At 59.6% G+C, this 18,288-nt stretch carries 15 protein-coding genes; 6 read left to right on the top strand and 9 right to left on the bottom strand.

What is annotated here, in order from left to right:
• Positions 1–7 precede the first annotated feature (7 nt).
• From C9422_RS14880 to yaaA, 8 genes are all read right to left on the bottom strand, one after another.
• Complete coding sequence (locus tag C9422_RS14880) at positions 8–1,456, bottom strand: alginate O-acetyltransferase (RefSeq protein WP_116581167.1); 1,449 nt, start codon at positions 1,454–1,456, stop codon at positions 8–10.
• Between the two features lie 10 nt (positions 1,457–1,466).
• Entirely contained in the window at positions 1,467–3,044 is a 1,578-nt protein-coding gene (gene algG, locus C9422_RS14875; RefSeq protein WP_116581166.1) for a mannuronan 5-epimerase AlgG, read from the bottom strand.
• Positions 3,045–3,070: 26 nt separating this feature from the next.
• The gene (locus C9422_RS14870; RefSeq protein ID WP_116581165.1) at positions 3,071–4,555 is read right to left on the bottom strand and encodes an alginate export family protein; all 1,485 of its coding nucleotides are present in this window, start codon (positions 4,553–4,555) and stop codon (positions 3,071–3,073) included.
• Positions 4,552–6,063 carry an alginate biosynthesis TPR repeat lipoprotein AlgK gene (gene algK / locus C9422_RS14865; RefSeq protein ID WP_116581164.1) on the bottom strand — a complete coding sequence of 504 codons (1,512 nt, stop codon included), beginning with the start codon at positions 6,061–6,063 and terminating at the stop codon, positions 4,552–4,554. The genes C9422_RS14870 and algK overlap by 4 nt, the downstream gene beginning before the upstream one ends.
• Positions 6,064–6,072: 9 nt before the next feature.
• Positions 6,073–7,242 carry an alginate biosynthesis protein Alg44 gene (locus C9422_RS14860; protein WP_007972650.1) on the bottom strand — a complete coding sequence of 390 codons (1,170 nt, stop codon included), beginning with the start codon at positions 7,240–7,242 and terminating at the stop codon, positions 6,073–6,075.
• A gap of 36 nt (positions 7,243–7,278) precedes the next feature.
• Positions 7,279–8,760, bottom strand: coding sequence for a mannuronan synthase (gene alg8, locus C9422_RS14850; protein WP_371924760.1), 1,482 nt, complete (start codon positions 8,758–8,760; stop codon positions 7,279–7,281).
• A 263-nt stretch (positions 8,761–9,023) separates the two neighbouring features.
• The gene (locus tag C9422_RS14845) at positions 9,024–10,340 is read right to left on the bottom strand and encodes a nucleotide sugar dehydrogenase (protein WP_007972653.1); all 1,317 of its coding nucleotides are present in this window, start codon (positions 10,338–10,340) and stop codon (positions 9,024–9,026) included.
• Between the two features lie 810 nt (positions 10,341–11,150).
• Positions 11,151–11,930, bottom strand: a complete 780-nt coding sequence (gene yaaA / locus C9422_RS14840) for a peroxide stress protein YaaA (RefSeq protein WP_116581162.1) — start codon at positions 11,928–11,930, stop codon at positions 11,151–11,153.
• Between the two features lie 269 nt (positions 11,931–12,199).
• Here yaaA and C9422_RS14830 point away from each other — a divergent pair, with 269 nt between their 5' ends.
• The 6 genes from C9422_RS14830 to C9422_RS14805 all read left to right on the top strand — a co-directional run bounded on the left by C9422_RS14830 (position 12,200) and on the right by C9422_RS14805 (position 17,532).
• A complete protein-coding gene (locus C9422_RS14830; RefSeq protein ID WP_116581160.1) occupies positions 12,200–13,324 on the top strand; it encodes a polysaccharide deacetylase family protein in 1,125 nt (374 codons plus the stop codon).
• A 335-nt stretch (positions 13,325–13,659) separates the two neighbouring features.
• Positions 13,660–15,054: a PhoH family protein gene (locus C9422_RS14825; RefSeq protein WP_007972659.1), complete on the top strand. Its 1,395-nt coding sequence runs from the start codon at positions 13,660–13,662 to the stop codon at positions 15,052–15,054.
• Between the two features lie 226 nt (positions 15,055–15,280).
• Positions 15,281–15,754: a cyclic pyranopterin monophosphate synthase MoaC gene (gene moaC / locus C9422_RS14820; protein ID WP_007972660.1), complete on the top strand. Its 474-nt coding sequence runs from the start codon at positions 15,281–15,283 to the stop codon at positions 15,752–15,754.
• Positions 15,751–15,993, top strand: coding sequence for a molybdopterin converting factor subunit 1 (gene moaD, locus C9422_RS14815; protein ID WP_075945584.1), 243 nt, complete (start codon positions 15,751–15,753; stop codon positions 15,991–15,993). Before moaC ends, moaD begins: the two co-directional genes overlap by 4 nt.
• Positions 15,994–15,996: 3 nt before the next feature.
• Entirely contained in the window at positions 15,997–16,449 is a 453-nt protein-coding gene (gene moaE / locus C9422_RS14810) for a molybdopterin synthase catalytic subunit MoaE (RefSeq protein WP_007972664.1), read from the top strand.
• A gap of 306 nt (positions 16,450–16,755) precedes the next feature.
• Positions 16,756–17,532, top strand: coding sequence for an ABC transporter substrate-binding protein (locus tag C9422_RS14805; protein WP_116581159.1), 777 nt, complete (start codon positions 16,756–16,758; stop codon positions 17,530–17,532).
• Between the two features lie 82 nt (positions 17,533–17,614).
• Here the strand turns inward: C9422_RS14805 and C9422_RS14800 are convergent, their stop codons facing one another.
• A complete protein-coding gene (locus C9422_RS14800; RefSeq protein WP_116581158.1) occupies positions 17,615–18,256 on the bottom strand; it encodes a transcriptional regulator in 642 nt (213 codons plus the stop codon).
• Positions 18,257–18,288: the final 32 nt, after the last annotated feature.

The following is an 18,288-nucleotide window of genomic DNA, read 5'->3' as shown; positions in this document are numbered from 1 at the left end:
GCAGACCTCATTGCCCGACCGAAGCAGTACGCTGCTCGGCGCCCGGGAATACGTTGCGTTTGCAAATTTTCGCTTCGACTTTCTGAGGCGCGGCACCGGCTTCGGGGCCCTGGACTTCAACGGCCAGCAGGTTCTGCGAGGCCCAGTCTTCGTCCGTGCGCAACTCGAAAGCGAAACGCCCGTCAGTCTCGGAGGTTTCCGGTTTGTCGATCTTGATGTCCTCGTGGCGACCGTTCATGTACCAGAGGGTGGCTTGCAGGGTTTTCACCGACGTATCGGCGAAGCGGATGTCGACCTGGTGGCTGCTGTTGCGCAGGTCCATGTTCTTGCTGTTGACCATCAACTCGTTTTTGCCCGGCTTGAGCGTGGCGCTGCCGGACATCTGTGCATCCTTGCCTTCGCAACCGTTGTCCAGCAGCGCCATCATCTGGCGGTAGATGGTTTCCTGGTCGAGGCGGTACAGCGGCGAGAATTCCCAGATGAGAATCTTCGGCGGGTTCTTCTGGAACTCGTCGCTGCCCAGGTACTGCAACATCGAACCTTCCAGGCCGCCGCCGGGGAACGCCACGTTGAGGATGTCGGCGCCGATGGCCTCTTCGAGGAAACCGGCGAAGTTGTAGTTCTTGCCACTGTGGGAGGTACCCACGAGGGTGATTTGCGGGTTGCCGGAATCACCGAACAGATCGCCATCGCCCGCTTCGCCCTTCGGCTCGGTGGTGAACTGATCCATGTACTGGATCGCGTAGCTGGTGCCACAGAGTTGACCGGCCATGTTGTGCAACGTTCCGGTCTTGCCCATGCGCCCCGACTTTTTGGTCTCGAATTCGCGCTTGGGAATGTCGGCGAATTCAGGCAATTGCTTGACCTTCTCGGCGACGATTTTCGCCGTGCGCTGGGCACCGTACGGCGTCCAGTGCTGGTCGCCACGGAAGTAGAAATCGTGGGCGGGCAGGGTGTCCGGCAACGACTCGTTGGTCAGCGGCGACAGGTCCGGAACGACGTAGCCCATCTGCGCGAAACGGCCGAGCATGGACTTGTAGTTCCGCAGCGCCTTGTCGAAGTCGAAGCTGGCCTTCTCCGCCGGGTTGAGCTTGTTGCGGTTCACCAGGCCACGGGTCGGCTGGTACACGACAACCAGTTCCACGCCTTTGCTCTTGAACGCATCGTGCAGTTGCTTCATGCGTTTGTAGCCGGCGGGCGTGGTGTCGAATTCGGTGCGCAAGTCTTCCTGCGTACGGAACAGCCAGTCGCCCTGGGCCTGCACCAGCGTGGTGAAGTTCTGCTGATAACGGGTGGTGTAGTTCTTCGCGTCATGGGCGGCCGGGCACAGGCTGCAGCACGGTTCAGCGCTGAACTTGGGCGCTTGAACTTCATCGGCACGCGCGCCAGTGCTGGCCGCGAGAATGCCGGCGGTCAGGGCCGACAGGCTGAGTAATTTGATCAAGTGTGGGTGCATAAGATTATCCTCAGTCCCGCATTTCGGTCTGGCGTTCGACGGGGTCGATCAGCACGGCTTTCTGCTGGCGCACCAGCAGGTCGAGAATTTCATCCTGGCGCTCGCCAAGGATGCCGGTGAAGCTGATGCCGCTGGACTTGGTCGGTGCGAGCATGGACACGCGATACAACTCGACACTCAGCGGCGAGTCGATGGACAGTGGGCCGCTGCCGTTGGCCGCCAGCTCACCGCCGACCACGATCAGCGACACCTGGGCGTCGAACGGGTCGAGCTTGATGTCACGGTCGGTGTTGCTCAGGTCCTTGATGTGGCCGTAGACGCCGGTGAGGCCGTTGGCCATGGCGACGTTTTCGTACAGGCGAATGTTCACGCTGTTACGAATGCGGATGCCGTGGCGCCGGTTGCTCAACACACGATTGCCCCACAGCAGGTTGTCGGCACTCTCGTAGAGGGTGATGCCGTCGGTGTGGTTCTGGTAGATCTCGTTGTGGGCAATCAGGTTGTTCACGCTGTTACGGTCGATCACCAGGCCCGACAACTTGTTGTCGTAGCTGCGGTTGTTGAAGATGAAGCTGTCGTTGACCTCACGGGAAATAATGATCCCGTGCTTCTTCTTGGTCCCGTACACCGTGTTGTCGGCAATGATCAGACCGTGGGAACGGTCGTGCGGGTCGATGCCGTAGACGATGTTGTCTTTGTAGGTGTTGCCCTTGACCACGAAGTCGCGGGTCTCATAGCAGTAGAAGCCGTACCACATGTCCGAGAACTCGGAACCGACGATCCAGCCGGTCGGCTCAGGACGCTTGAGCACCTTGGCCATGTTCGGCGTGTACTGGGAAATACTCACGCCGTAGGACTTACTGTTGGCGTAGCCGAAGCTGGCAATCTTGCTGTTGGCGATGTAGGTCTCGGTACCACCCCAGGCCAGCAGGAACGGACGGAATTCCTTCGGCGAATTGAACGTCGCCGGACCGTTGTCCTTCTCCCGCCAGCCAGTGATTTTGGTGTCACGCACGAACAACTGGCCGTCGTTGACCAGGAACGCACCAGCCTCCTGGGACAAGCGCAGTTCCTGGGTCTGCTTGTCGATTTCGAGGATGCCGTGACGACCGACCACGATCGGCAGCCTGGCGAGGTACACGCCCGGTGACGTTTCGATGACGTACTTCGGCAGTTTCTTCGCCACGTCCTTGAGGTTCATGTAGCCGTCGTCGACGAAGATCGCCTGCGGGATGCCGTGCTGACGCACCACCCATTCGGCCATCTTGTTGTCCCCGCCGATGAAGTCCTTCAGTGCGTCTTCCTGCATCATCCGGCGCACGCTGACTTTGCCGACCTTGCTGCGCACGATTTTTGCCGCGATGGCTTCGGCTGTGTAGCCGGAAACGTCCGGCAGTTTCGGCTTGGCCAGTTCCAGCGGCGCGGTCGGTGCGCTGCTGACGGTGTAGGTCTTGGCTTGTTGCAGTTCCTTGGCAACAGTGGCCGGCTTGGCGGGCGCAGCGGGCTCCACAGTCGCGAAGGCAGCCGCACTTGCCAGTAGCATCGCGCCGGCCAGCAAGGTCAAGGAACCTTTCTTGGCACTGTTCATGTCGGGGACTCCCTTCGCGCTCTGCATCAGAATTTCCAGACCACGTCGATGAACGCGCGATGCATGTACGAATCGACTTCCTTGCCGTACGCATCGCCTGGCTTGAACACACCGCCACGGAACCGCACCAGGGCCGAAGGTTCATCGATTTTCTGGCTCAGCGCCGCCGGCAACAGGCCTTGCTTGAAGTACTTGGTGACCACCAGGTCCATTTCCTGACCGAGGTCTTTTTCGCCATCGTTCAGCGGCAGGGAGGTGCTGGACAACACGGCGCCGGTCACGTCGTCGGTGTTGTTCTGCACAGCGTCGATGCCGTCGCTGGTGATCGGCTTGTTGCCGTCGACGCGCCAGAATTTGTGGTAGATCAGGCTGGCGTCGTATTCGTCGTTGAGCATCCACGAACCGAACAGCGTGGCCGATTGCATGTTGTTCATTTCGCCACGGAAGGCTTCGCCGAAACGGTGCACGCGTGAACGTGTACCGGTGTAGTTCGAGCGGTTGCTTTCCAGGCCGTTCTGTTCGTAATCGGCGCTGGCCCGGGCGTAGGCCGCACCGACTTGCCAATGCGGATCGAGGCGCAGGCGCACGCCCAGGTCGGTGGCCCAGCCATCGACATCGCCGCTGCTCTTGGGTTGTGCGGGAGCGGTGCCATCAGCGTTCAGCGGGTTGACTGTGTCGCGGTCGCCACTCATGCCGGTGATGCTGCCCCAGTAGTTGAAGGTATTGGTGTTGCGCCAGTTGTAGGCATCGCTGTTGGCCTGCAAGCCCAGCCAGCTGATGTCGCCATTCTGTTTTTTGTCCAGCGAATCGGAAGGTACGCCCGGTTCCGGATAGTCGAGCTTGCCGTCATCGTGAGTGTGGTGACCGCGAATGCCGGCCCAGTGACCCGGTGTCCATTGGTATTCGGCATCGGCGTAGGCGTGCAGGCGATCCTTGTCCTTGGGGGACAGTTCTTTCAGGTCAGTGCGGTACTCGCTGAAGCGCTCGGCGACACCCGCGTTGGCGCGCAACAAGGTGGTGTCGAAGGTCCAGTTCAGGGCTTCGATGTTGGTATCGCGCCATTGACCGTCGTCGTTGTGCAGACGCTGACGACCGAGTTTCAGGATCTCGCCGGGGTAGGGCGTGAAACCGCTGTAGCCGACCCAGAATTCGCGCATCGCCAGGTAGTTCTTCTTGGTCTGGCGGTCATTGTTGCTGGTGTTCTCGGTGCCTTCGGACTCTTGCAGTGTGTCGGTCTCGATGATGTCGGTGGACGTCACCGCCTGACCCATGGCGTAAGCGCTCCACGCGCCGCTTTCGCCATACACCCACGGGCGCAGGTCGAGGCCGACGCCGTTGACGTCGCCGCCGCGCTGGGTGCCGAGGTCTCGGTCGTCTTCGGACTGGCCGGTGATCTTCATGTCCAGGCCGAAGTTCTTGGTTTCTTCAGTCATCGCAGCAAGCGTCGGGCAAGACCAGATCAGCGCGAATGTCAGGCCGATGCCGGCCTTCATGAATGGATTCAACTTCATTGGGTTTCCTCGCTGACTTCTTCTTGCAGGGTATGCAGTTCCGGCGTGTTCGGGCTCAGGGCACCGCGCACGGCCTGTTCTTGTTTCAACAGGCGTTGGGCTTCGGCCAGCCGGTCGGGCGGCAATTGCGTTTGGATTGTTTGCGCAAGCTCGGTGGCCTGCGGCGTGTTCTGGGCCAGGGCCAGTTGGCTGAAGACGTAGGCGTTCAGCGGATCTGGCTTGGTGCCCTTGCCTTGGGAAAACAGTTGGGCGATGGCGAAGTCGGCGCTGTTCTGGCCGTTGCGCGCAGCGGTCAACAGATGGTCGAGGGCCTTCTGCGGATAGACCTTGCCCAGGTAGCCACGGCGGTAGATCTGGCCGAGGTAGTAATCGGCGGCGACTTCGCGGCCGACGGCTTTCTGGAAGTGTTCTTCGGCAACCTTGGCGTCGGCCGGGACCATCTTGCCTTCGTAGTAGAGCTTGCCCAGCAACAGCTCGGCGCGGGGCTGGTCGGCGGCGCGGCCGTTGTCCAGGTACTTCATCATCTGGTCGACGTCGCCGAGTTCCGGGAAGTCGTAGATCAACTGCGCGAGGGTGACCCACGACGCAGGGTAGCCCGGGGCGATCGGTTCGAGCAGCGATTGCGCGGTCTTCTCGTCGGTCTTGCCCAGGGTCGCATCGGCGAGCACACGGGCGACGCTGTCGACGCGCTGCGCCGAAACGCTGCCGTGAGCGTGAGCCGCTTGCATCTGCTTGATCAGCTCGGCCTGTTGCTCTGGCTTGGCCTGTTTCTGGTAGACCGTGGCCAGTTCGACGTAGCAGATGTCACTGGTGTTGAGCGCGGCCTTGCAGATCTTCTCCACGTCATCCAGATGCTGGTCGTAGGTGCCCTGGGTGCGATAGAGCAGCACTTGCGCCAAGCCGGCTTCCGGCTTGTTCTCGGCACGCCATTGGCTGATCTGCTGCTGGGCATTCACGTTGGGAAAGCTGTGCGGGTATTGCAGGTACAGCATCGCCAGCGGAATCAGCGTGTTGCCTTCGCCTGCGGCGGCGGCTTTTTTCAGCAGGGTTTCGGCTTCGTGCTGCTCGGCTTCGGTGGAACCGGGCTTGGCCACCAGCAGGCGACCGAGGCGTGCCTGGGCGCGCGGCGAAACGCTGGCCGCGGCGCGGTAAGTCGCCTCGGCCTGTTTCATCTGCGCCGGGTCACGGCTGTCGACCTGGATATCGGCCAGGCCGACTTGTGCTTCGCTGTAGCCCAGGTCTGCCAGTTGCCGGTAGTTCGCCGCAGCGGTGGCGGTATCGCCGCGCTTGAGCGCTTCGTTGGCCAGGCGCTGGTCGGGGAGGCCGGCGCAACCGGCCAGGCTCACCGCCAATGCCACTGCACACAGCGAGCCCATGTGGGAGCGGGCTTGCTCGCGAAAGCGGTGTGTCATCCCGCATTGATGTTGAATGTTAAACCGCATTCGCGAGCAAGCCCGCTCCCACAGGGGCTGCGGCGTGTTTTGAGTTTTTGTGATGGTCACAGGCATGTCCTCGACTTAAAGACCGACAGCCATGGCTTTGTCGATCAGCCAGTTCAGGTTCGGGCCACGGTCGCTGTTCACTTCCACCGGGCGGCCGGCGAGGGAGCTGTCCAGGGTTTCGTCCGGCTGGATCAGCACGCGGATGTCCGACGACAGGTCGGCGCTTTTCAGGCTGGTGCTGCTGACGATCTTGCCGGTGCGGCTCTTGTCCTCGCCGGCGATCTGGAAGCGCACCGAAGTACCCGGGCGTACGTCGCCGAACTGGCGATAGGAGAAGCGGGCTTCAACATTGGCTTCGCTGTTGCGCGGGACCAGTTGGAAGATCACGTCGCCCTTGCTGGCGTACTGACCGTTGGCGACCATTTGCTGGGCCACGGTGCAATCGCAAGGCGAGGTCAGGGTGCCGGTCATCTGCTTGCCGAACAGTTCTTCAACCTTGGCCGGCTGCAGTTGGTCTTCGTCCAGATGGCCCTTGAGCACGTCGAGCATGCTGGTGCTGAAGGTCGCCAGCGGTGCGCCCTTGGCGGCCACACCGTCGGCTTTCACCAGGCTCTGTACGGTACCGTCGCGGGGCATGGTGATGTTCACGCCCGGCACGCTGACCAGACCGGCCTGGGCGTGGCTGACGAAGTACATGCCATACACCGATTTGAAAACGAAGCCGAAGGCGGCAACACCCACCACAAAGACCCCCAGGCTGAAGGTCACGGCTTTCAGGCGTCCGAACGCGGTCATGCCGTGGCCGCCGTCCTTCATCTTGCGTGCCTTGGTGAAGTTGTCGCGCTGCAGGGTCGCCAGCATTTCACCCACGCTGACGATGTCGCCAGCCAGGTGCGAAGTGATCAGGTGGCGCAGGGTCGAGATGTCCCGTGGTTCCAGGTTCTGGAACTGGCAGCCGGCGCGTCCCGTCTCGCGGTCGAAGGAGCGGACCTGCAACTCGACGTCCATGGCCAGGCCGAGGTTGTCGATGACGAACTGCAGGCGGGCCTTGTACACATCGCCAGTTTTCAGCGGCAACTGACCGGCGTTGAACGCCAGGCCACCGGCGGACAGGTCGATCACCCGGGCTTCGACCGGCGTCCGGTCAGGGCCGAAGAAACGCAACTTGGCCGGGATTTTCACGCGGGCGTGTTGGCGCTGGGCTTCGGATTCGTGCACTACGTTGGCGTTGACGGCGGTATTCATAAGGGCGATTTCCTGGTTAATTCAATAAGGGGGCGGTCAGACCATCAACAGCAGCACGGCGACAAAAATGCTGCCGGCAGAGAAGGTCATGGTCCGAGACGACCAGGTGTTGAACCAACGTTGAAAGCTGGCGAGATCACGGGTCAGAGAAGTGGGTTGGCGAGTCCAGGACTGTTGGTCGAGGCGGAAGAACACGTAGATCTTCACCAGCGCGCCGACGATCTGGTTGTAATAGAGAATCGCCGGGTAGGCCGGGCCGATCCGGTGTCCGGAGCACGACAGCAACAAGGTCAGGATGAACCGGGTGATGCCGATCCAAAGCAGGTACACCAGGATGAACGCGGTGCCGTACTTGAAGCTGGCGATCAGCGCCACGGTCAGTCCCAGCAGCGAGGTCCACATCGACACGCGCTGGTCGAACAGCACTACTGAGGTGAACATGCCGAGGCGTTTGATCCCCAGGCCCAGGGCACGGGAGTTCTGCCGAAGGTTGTTGCCGTACCAGCGGAACATCAGTTTGCGGCTGGCCTTGATGAAGCTCTTTTCCGGCGGGTGTTCAACGGTGTTGATCGCCGCGTCGGGCACGTAGAAGGTGTCGTAGCCCAGGCGCATCAGGCTGAACCAGCTCGACTTGTCGTCGCCGGTAAGGAACTTGAAGCGACCCAGGCGCCAGTGTTGCAGCGAGTCGCTTTCCACATCGGCGATGAATTCCGGGTTGGTGACCACGGTGGCACGGAACACCGACATGCGCCCGGTCATGGTCAGCACGCGCTTGGACAGAGCCATCGAGCACATGTTGATGTGGCGCTGGGCGAAACGCAGCTTGTGCCATTCGCTCATGATGTAGCCGCCGCGCACTTCGCAGAATTCGTTGGTGGTCAGGCCGCCGACGTTGCCGAACAACTGGAACCACGGCACGGTCTTTCGCACCACGCCTTCGCCGAGCACGGTGTCGCCATCGATCACCGCGACCACGGCGCGATCGTCCGGCAGGTGTCGGGAGATGGCGCGGAAGCCGTAGGCCAGGCCATCGCGCTTGCCGGTGCCGGGAATGCGCACGAAGTCGAGTTTGACCCGGGCCGGTGGGTTCATCCGGTTCCACAGGCTTTTGACCAGCAGCTCATCGGACATTTCCACGATGGAGCAGACCACGGTGGTCGGCAGGTCGCAGTCGATGGCTTCGCGGATCACCGAGCTGTAGACCTGCGCAGTGGTCAGCGCGTCGATACGAAAACTGGTGACCATCAGGAATACGTGGGACGGGTCAGCCGCTTTGCCCAGCTTGCGCACTTTGCGCCGCAGGTACGGGTAGACGACGTACAGAAAAATCATGCCGCGCACAAAATGCGTGGCACCCATCGAGTAGCGCCAGATACCCACGGCGCCAATCAGGAAAATGAAGTCCTTCGACTCGGAGTCGAACGTGGACACGGGCAACGCCATGGCGAGGCCCATCAGTAAACTCAGGTAGAACAGCCAACCGGCGGCCTGGAGTAGGCCGTGCTTTAGCCTGTGCATAATCTGCATCCGTCTCGATCTCGGGCTAGGCCCGATTGGGTTAAGGCAGGCTTACAAAAACTTGCAAGGTCACTGGTGACACCGATTTTCGAAACTCGGGTGAGCCGGTGTAGGAGCTGCCGAAGGCTGCGATCTTTTGATCTTGATCTTTCAGGGTTCGCTCGGGACTCAAGTGGCCCTGGAAAGATCGCAGCCTCGTTTCACTCGTCAGCTCCTACATCGGGTTTACACAGTTGCCGCGCGTCGCCGCGTGGTGTCTGTGTTTACCAGCAGATGCCTTCGGTGCGACCTTTGACGCTGGTGGCCTTGGACATGAAGCCCACCAGGTCGATCACCTGCTTGCCGTGTGGAACGTCCTGCACCAGGGCACGGAATTTCTCGTCACGGTTGCCGAGGATGATCACGTCGGAGTTGTTGATCACCGCGTCGAAGTCGGCGTTGAGCAAGGACGAGACGTGCGGGATCTTCGACTCGATGTAGTCCTTGTTCGCGCCGTGAACACGGGCGTACTCGACGTTGCTGTCGTAGATGCTCAGGTCGTAGCCCTTGCCGATCAGCATTTCCGCCAGGTCAACCAGCGGGCTTTCGCGCAGGTCGTCGGTACCGGCCTTGAAGCTCAGGCCCAGCAGGGCGACTTTGCGTTTGTCGTGGCTGGAAACGATGTCGAAAGCGTTCTGCACCTGGGATTCGTTGCTGCGCATCAGCGAGTTGAGCAATGGCGCTTCCACGTCCAGGGAGCCGGCGCGGTAGGTCAGTGCACGCACGTCCTTTGGCAGGCACGAGCCGCCGAAGGCGAAGCCCGGGCGCATGTAGTACTGGGACAGGTTGAGGGTCTTGTCCTGGCAGACCACGTCCATCACTTCGCGACCGTCGACGCCGACCGCCTTGGCGATGTTGCCGATTTCGTTGGCGAAGGTGACCTTGGTGGCGTGCCACACGTTGCAGGTGTACTTGATCATCTCGGCGACCGCGATGTCCTTGCGGATGATCGGCGCGTCGAGCTCTTCGTACAGCGATTGCAGAACGTCACCGGACGCTTTGTCGAACTCGCCGATGACGGTCATTGGCGGCTGGTCGTAGTCGGCGATGGCGGTGCTTTCGCGCAGGAACTCAGGGTTCACGGCCACGCCGAAATCGACACCGGCCTTCTTGCCGGAGCAGTCTTCGAGAATCGGGATGACCACGTTGGCCACGGTGCCCGGCAACACGGTGCTGCGCACGACGATGGTGTGGCGGGTGGTCTTGTCACGCAGGACAAAACCGATTTCGCGGCACACTGCCTCGATGTAGTTCAGTTCCAGGTCGCCGTTTTTCTTGCTCGGCGTACCCACGCAAATCATCGACAGGTCGGTGTCGCGAATCGCCTCGGCGAAGTTTGTGGTGCCACGCAGGCGACCGGTCTGGATGCCCTGGGCCAGAAGTTCGCCCAGGCCTGGTTCAACAATCGGCGATTTGCCGGCATTGATCATATCGATCTTGTCTTTGGCCACATCGACGCCAACGACGTCATGACCCCGTGCAGACAGGCAACCGGCACATACTGCGCCAACGTAACCCAAACCAAATATGCTGATGCGCATCGCAATTACCTCTGTATTGATCAAGCCATTAGAAGGCCGGAGTTAATGGTGTTCAGCGTGTTTTAGTGCACTCGCAAGTGCGCCTTACAGGCGCGGCAATGCCCTGTGCTGGCATATAAGTTACGAGTGTCTAAATAAATGCACTCAAGGGGTGCGCAACTAGGCCTTGTTGTTATGATTTGCCCTGTTATGCAGCCGATCCTCCTTCCGAAGGATGCAGGTGCAACGGCCTTGCACGCTTGATGTCAGGCCGAAAGCCCGTAGATCAAGCGGTTGGGTGCTCGGGGGAGCACGTTTATAGGGGCGCTGCCGTGGCCTTGTAGGGGATAGTCATACCGCGTTATCTCCTGTCCGCTCGCTGTTGTTCAAATCAGTGATTAGTCAGCGCAAGTTAGTATTGCAACTTCGCTACAAGAATCGCTTATCTGCGTAAGTTATCTCGTACAGGTTCGGCGAGAATCGTTACCGGTGGTATGAGCGGCGCGTTTGGACATAGTTCCAGTCCGCTCATCGTGAAATCTGAAATTTCTTGAAATATTGAGAAAGATGGCACTGCTCTCAAATTGATAGCACTTGCCGTTTGGCCCTTTATATATAGGCGGATAATTGGGGCGGATAGTTTTTTGCCACTACTGTTAAAAAAAGTCAGTGCCACTACGCAAAAAAATGATTGAAGTCGAGTGAAACTAAAGTTAGGAAAATGATCGATGGTTTTTTGACGCCAATAGACTGGCGATCAGGAGGGGGAATTGTCGGACGATCAATGGGCAGCGCATGAGGGGTTTTTCACTCATGCGCCGACCGGCTGCATCACTCTGGTGCGTGATCGCGCAGAAACACCAGGTTGTCCGGTTTGGACTGTTCAGCGCTGTAGCGATAGCCTTGAACGTCGAATTGCTTGAGGGTGGCCGGATCGTTGATGCGTTCTTCGATGACGAAGCGGCTCATCAAGCCGCGGGCCTTTTTCGCGTAGAAGCTGATGATCTTGTACTGGCCGTTCTTCAGGTCCTTGAATTCGGTATTGATGATGCGTGCGTTCAAGGCATTGCGCTTGACTGCCGAGAAGTACTCGTTGGACGCCAGGTTGAGCAGCACGTCATCGCCTTGATCGACCAGGGCTTCGTTCAGCCATTCGCTGATGCGTGTACCCCAGAAGGCATACAGGTCCTTGCCCCGGGCGTTGGCCAGCCGGGTGCCCATTTCCAGGCGATAGGGTTGCATCAGGTCCAGTGGCCGCAGCAGGCCGTACAGACCGGACAACATGCGCAGATGCTGCTGGGCATAGTCGAAATCGGCTTCGCTGAAGGTTTGTGCATTCAGGCCGGTGTACACATCGCCCTTGAAGGCCAGCAGCGCCTGCTTGGCGTTTTCCGGGGTGAACGCGGGCGTCCAGCTGCCGAAACGCGCGGCGTTGAGCCCGCCGATCTTGTCGGAAACGTGCATCAATTCGCTGATCTGTGCCGGGGACAACTCGCGCAACTGCAGGATCAGCTCCTGGGAGTGGTCGAGGTACTGCGGCTGAGTGAAACGCTGGGTCGCCGGCGGTGTTTCATAGTCGAGGGTCTTGGCGGGTGAAATCACCATCAGCATGAAGTCGTCTCCTTTAATCGTGGCCGCGATTCTAGGGGGTTGTCGGCGTTGACTCCAGCTATCGGGGCAATAGGTGATGGCCGGTGGCCTTGCACCAAACCCTGTGGGAGCGAGCTTGCTCGCGATAGCGGTCTGACATTCGGAAAAGATGTTGGCTGATGCACCGTCATCGCGAGCAAGCTCGCTCCCACAGGAGATTGGGGTTGCTGCGGGAATGAGGGCCGCGATCAGCTATAGTGCCGCGCGGGTTTTGTTATGGAGACATCCCATTGCGTATCGCTTTTCTCATCTCGATCTGGCTACTGAGCGTCGCTGCCCTCGCGGCACCGGGTGATGTGGCGACGCTTGATCGCAGCACCTGGCCAGAAAAACTCGTCAGTCCAACGCTGTTCGACGTGGCGTCGAGGGCCGAGATCCTGATGTTTTCCAGTGTCCTGCTGGCCAGCGAATCGCTGGACGAACCCGCCCTGGCCAAGCGCCTGGGCTTGCGCACCATCAACCTGGAGTCGGTCAACCGGGTTCGCCAGCATCTGTGGCAACGGCTGCTGGCCAACTACGACTACGCCCAACAGAGTTGCGACCAGGATGCCTCCTTCTGTTTTCTGGTCGAAGACATGCCCACCCTGCGCGAACAAGCTGCCAAGTTCCAGGTCAGCACAGACAGCTACTACATCAAGTGGGCCGAGCCGAGTCGTGTGTTCCACACCCAGTACCTGGACGAACAGCTGCGCAAGGCCGCGCTGTTCCCGCAAACCAGCAGTGAAGTCGATCATTTTGGCGACTATGAGCGCTCCGGCGACGGGATGCACGACCGGCTGTTTCTGCTGACCTTCGACAGTGCTGCCAACGCCGCGCCGGACAACACCGCCTGGGTCGCCGAGTACCTGCGCAAGTCGAACATGAGCGGGACGTTCTTCGTCCTCGGCAAGGACATCCAGGCCCGTTTGGCCGAGCAATCGGTGAGTCACCTGCAAGGCACCTACTCGACCCAGTGCATCGGCGTGCAAGGCTGGGAGTTTCGCTCCCACAGTCACTGGCAGGACTGGCAGGACTCGGTGCGCCGCAGCGCCGAACTGGTCAAAAGCAAGCTGCCGGAGAACTTCGTGCCTCTGTTCCGTCCGCCCGATGGCCAGCGCCGTTCCGATGCCGAAGGTTTCTTCAAGGCTCAGGGTTTGCAGGTAGCGCTGTGGGACATCGACGCCCAGGACGGCGCCGGCAAACTCAAGGGCGACCCGAGTGCGCAACGGGTGCTGACCCTGATGCTGCTGTGGCGACACGGGGTCATCAATTTCAATGTGAAACAGGATGCAGTGAAAACGGCGTTGCCGTGGCTGGTCACGCAAACGGCGCCGGTCGGGATTGGTTGGGAGGATTGCCAGGACGCGTTTCGCTGAAACGGCCAGACCCAGTAAACATTGGGTTTTTGCCGATTTTGGAAGGGGATTCGTTGCAGGTGGACTTCCGACTTTAAACGGGTGATGGCAGTCCGCCAAGTGCTATTGGTCAATCTGCAAAATAAACTTCAAAAAAGCGTCAAAGTACTTTTTTCTGTCACACGTTTTGGAGTATTACGAAGACAGACCGCCGAAACCTGCAACACAGGTGGCGTCTTCCAAGACCCCGCATGTATGCAGAACACTTGAGTCCCCGCAGGTGTATTCGGCAGTCACTTCGAGGCGCAGCACCGTCAAGGTATTGCGTCGAATGGCTCCCACAAAGGTGACCGAGTATGGATGATCACGGACGTAGCTCTTCTTCCAACCAGCCAATCCTTTATGTACTCGATACCAACGTATTGATTCACGATCCAAACGCGCTGCTCAACTTCGAAGAACACCACGTCGCGATCCCGATGACCGTGCTTGAAGAGCTCGACAAGCTCAAGAGCGGGCATCACAGCGTAGCCGCCGAATGCCGCCAGGCCATCCGCCTGATCGACAAGACTCTGGGCGATGCCTCACCCGAGGATGTCGAGCAGGGTGTGCCGATCCAGCGTGGCAAAAGCGGACCCAAGGGTTTGCTGTCAATTCTGATGAGCAAGCATGCCGAGCCGAACCTGATTCTGCCCGAGCACCTGAATGACAACAAAATCATCAATCAACTGATCGATCTGCACACACGCGACCCGAAAAAGCCCGTGGTGCTGGTCACCAAAGACATCAACATGCGCCTCAAGGCGCGCGCCTGCGGGATCGCGGCCGAGGATTACAGCACCGACCAACTGGTCGATGACGTGTCCTTGCTGCCCAATGGCTACCACAATATGACCGGCTCTTTCTGGGACCGTGTGAGCAAGGTCGAAACCCGTCAGGACCACGGCCGCACCTGGCATCAGGTGCAGTTGATCGACAACCTGCCAGCGGTGCATATCAATGAGTTCATCATTGATGAACAGGGCTTTGTCGGCTGGATCAAGGAGATCGAAGAGGACCGCTTGCTGATCCTCGACCTGCACCAGGAACCGCTGCTGCACCAGGAGGCCTGGGGCCTGAAGCCGCGTGATATCTATCAGAGCCTGGCGTTGTACGCCTTGCTCGATCCGGACATCCACCTGGTCAACCTGTCGGGTGCCGCGGGCTCGGGTAAAACCATCCTGGCGCTGGCTGCTGCGATCGAGCAGACCATGGTCAGCAAACGTTATCGCCGCATCATCGCCACCCGCAGCGTGCAGGGCCTGGACCAGGAAATCGGCTTCCTGCCCGGCACCGAGGCGGAAAAAATGGAGCCATGGCTGGGCGCCATCACCGACAACCTCGAAGCCTTGCACATGGATGACGAAAGCACCCATGGCAGCGTCGACTACATCCTCAGCAAAGTGCCGTTGCAGTTCAAATCCCTCAACTACATCCGGGGCCGCAGCTTCCAGCAGAGCCTGATTTTGATCGACGAATGCCAGAACCTCACGCCGCACCAGATGAAAACCATCATCACCCGTGCCGGCGCCGGTTCCAAAGTGGTGTGCCTGGGCAACCTGGCACAGATCGACACCCCTTACCTGTCCGCGACCAGCTCCGGGCTGACCTACCTCACTGAACGTTTCAAGGACTTCCCGAACGGGGTGCACATCACCCTGCAAGGGGTGCCACGTTCGATCCTGGCCGAATACGCCGAATCGCACTTGTAATCGCTTCATCGAAACCGGGCGGCCTCAAAAGCCGCCCGGTTTTTTATGGCGAACAACAATCCCTGTAGGAGCTGCCGAAGGCTGCGATCTTTTGATTTTGCTTTCAAGGGCAAGATCAAAAGATCGCAGCCTTCGGCAGCTCCTACAGGGGGCACATCCGATAATCGTGCGTGCGAAAAATTGACCCACAGGTTTACAATCGACGCTCCTGATCAGGAGTAATCCCGTGCTGACTCATCTCGATTCCCAAGGTCGCGCCAACATGGTCGACGTCACTGAAAAAGCCGTGACGTTCCGTGAGGCGACGGCCCAAGCGCTGGTGCGCATGCTGCCCGAGACCCTGCAGATGATCGTCAGCGGCGGCCACCCCAAGGGGGATGTGTTTGCCGTGGCGCGCATTGCCGGCATCCAGGCGGCGAAGAAAACCAGCGATCTGATTCCCTTGTGCCATCCGCTGATGCTGACCGGCGTCAAGGTCGAGCTCAGTGCCGAAGGCGACGATTCGGTACGCATCGTGGCGCGCTGCAAGCTGTCCGGGCAGACCGGCGTCGAGATGGAGGCCCTGACCGCCGCCAGTGTCGCCGCGCTGACCATCTACGACATGTGCAAGGCCGTGGACCGTGGCATGACCATCGAAAGTGTGCGTCTGCTGGAGAAGGTCGGCGGCAAGAGCGGACATTTCCAGGCGGAGCAGCCATGAACGTGACCGTGAAGTTTTTCGCCCGTTATCGTGAAGCGCTGGGGCTGGACTCGGTGAAGGTTGAAGGCAACTTCGCCACCGTCGACGATGTCCGCGCGCTGCTGGCCCAGCGTGACGGTGCCGAGGTATTGAGCGAGCAGAACCTGATGTGCGCCCGCAACGAAGACCTCTGCCAGCTCGACGAGCCGGTCAGCGAGGGTGATGAAGTGGCGTTCTTTCCGACTGTGACCGGAGGCTGAACCATGGCCATTCGCGTGCAGTCCACGCCGTTCGATCCGGGCGCCGAGGTCAACGCCATGCACGACGCCAATGTCGGTGTGGGTGCGGTGGTGAGCTTTGTCGGCTATGTGCGCGACTTCAATGACGGCCTGGACGTCGCCGGGATGTTCCTCGAACACTATCCCGGTATGACTGAAAAGGCCCTGGGCAAGATCGCCGTCGAGGCCGAGCAGCGCTGGCCGTTGCTCAAGCTGGAAGTGCTGCACCGCATCGGCGCCCTGGAGCCGGGCGAGCCGATTGTCTTCGTCGGCGCGGCCAGCGCTCATCGCCAGGCGGCATTCGACGCCTGCGCCTTTGTCATGGATTACCTGAAAACCCGCGCGCCCTTCTGGAAGAAAGAAAACACCAGCGACGGGCCGCGTTGGGTGGAAGGGCGTGACAGTGATCATGCGGCGGCGGATCGCTGGAAGCAGTAGTTCCTTCTGCGTTCTTTAGTCAGTCATCGCGAGCAAGCTCGCTCCCACAGTGGATCTGGTCGAACATGAATTTTGTGTACGACGAAGATCCTGTGGGAGCGAGCTTGCTCGCGATGAGGCCTTTCGATTCAACCAATCACTCCTGGATTCACCACCCGACCATCGGCCGGCACGGTCTGCATTTGCCCGATTGACGGACAATACATAAAAGTCCAAGATGGAATTATAAGTACAAAAAAGGTTTCCATCCCGTTTCAGCTTTTTCTTCTGTCTTGCCAAACCAACAACAACCGCGAGAAAACGAACATGAAGAAGTTCCCCCTCATCACCGGTCTGGCCCTGAGCCTGTTGGCGTGCAGTTCTGTGTTCGCCGCCGAGAAAACCCTGCGCATCGGCATCGAAGCCGCGTATCCACCGTTCGCTTCGAAAACCGACAAAGGCGAGATCGTCGGTTTCGACTATGACATCGGCAATGCCCTGTGCGCCCAGATGAAGGTCAAGTGTGTGTGGGTCGAAGGCGAGTTCGACGGTCTGATTCCTTCCCTGAAGGTGAAGAAAATCGACATGGCGCTGTCGTCCATGACCATCAACGAAGACCGCAAGAAGTCGGTGGACTTCACCCACAAGTACTATTTCACTTCGTCGCGCCTGGTGATGAAGGACGGCGCGGTGGTGGATGACCAGTACGCCAGCCTCAAGGGCAAGACCATCGGCGTGCAGCGCGCCACCACCACCGACCGTTACGCCACCGAGGTGTTCGAGCCCAAGGGCATCAACGTCAAGCGCTACAGCAATAACGAAGAAATCTACATGGACCTGGCAGCCGGTCGCCTCGACGCGATTTTTGCCGACACCATTCCATTGAATGACTTCCTGTCGATGCCGCGTGGCAAGGGTTACGCCTTTGTCGGGCCTGAGCTGAAAGATCCGAAGTATGTGGGCGAGGGGGCGGGGATTGCCGTGCGCAAGGGCAACACCGAGTTGGTCAGCGAGCTGAACACGGCCATTGATGGCATTCGTGCCAGTGGTGAGTACCAGAAGATTTCGGACAAGTACTTCAAGTCGGACATCTACGGCGACTGATTAAAAAGATCGCAGGCTTCGCCAGCTCCTACAGGGGAATGCGTTCCTGTAGGAGCTGGCGAAGCCTGCGATCCTTTGATTTTCAGCCCTTCATTTCCTTCAAATGCTTGTACACCGTCGCCCGCCCCATGTTCAGCACATTCGCCACATAGTTCGATGCGCTTTTGCCCTTGAACGCGCCTTCGGCGTGCAACGCCAGCACCAGCTCGCGCTTGTGGTCGCGGGTCAGCAGGTTCAGGCTCAACTGACGTTCGCGCAGCCAGGCGTGGAGGAAGGTGTTGATCCGTTCCTGCCAGTCATCGCGGAACAGTGCATCCGGTTGCGGGATCAGTTTGGTCGGCGACAGGAACAGGTCCAAAGCGGCCTTGGCATTCTCGAACAGCGAAATATTCAGGTTGATGCACAGCACCGCCAGCGGATGACCTTCGCTGTCGCGCAGTACCGTGCTGAGGCTGCGAATCTTCTGGCCATCCCAATTGAGCTTTTCGTACGGCCCGATGTTTCGTTCGCTGGCATCGTCGCTGAGCATGTCTTCCAGCGCCGAGTCGTCGCCGATTTCCCGCTTGGACAGGTTGTTGGCGATGTAGTCGACCTTTTGCGTGCGCAGGTCATGCAGCACCACTTCGGCGTGGGGGAAAAACAACGTGGCGATGGCGTCGGCGATCGCGTGGAAGTTATCCAGGGACGTGTCGTCCAGGGCCGAGTCTTTTTCGGGGGCGTTCATACAGTGGAACTCCAGGCAGCGTCAGCGCCCCA

Source organism: Pseudomonas sp. B1(2018) (genome assembly GCF_003097365.1).
Lineage (GTDB): Bacteria > Pseudomonadota > Gammaproteobacteria > Pseudomonadales > Pseudomonadaceae > Aquipseudomonas > Aquipseudomonas laurylsulfatiphila.
Note: the sequence above shows the minus strand (reverse complement) of the source record. Positions and strands in the feature narration are given on the sequence as shown.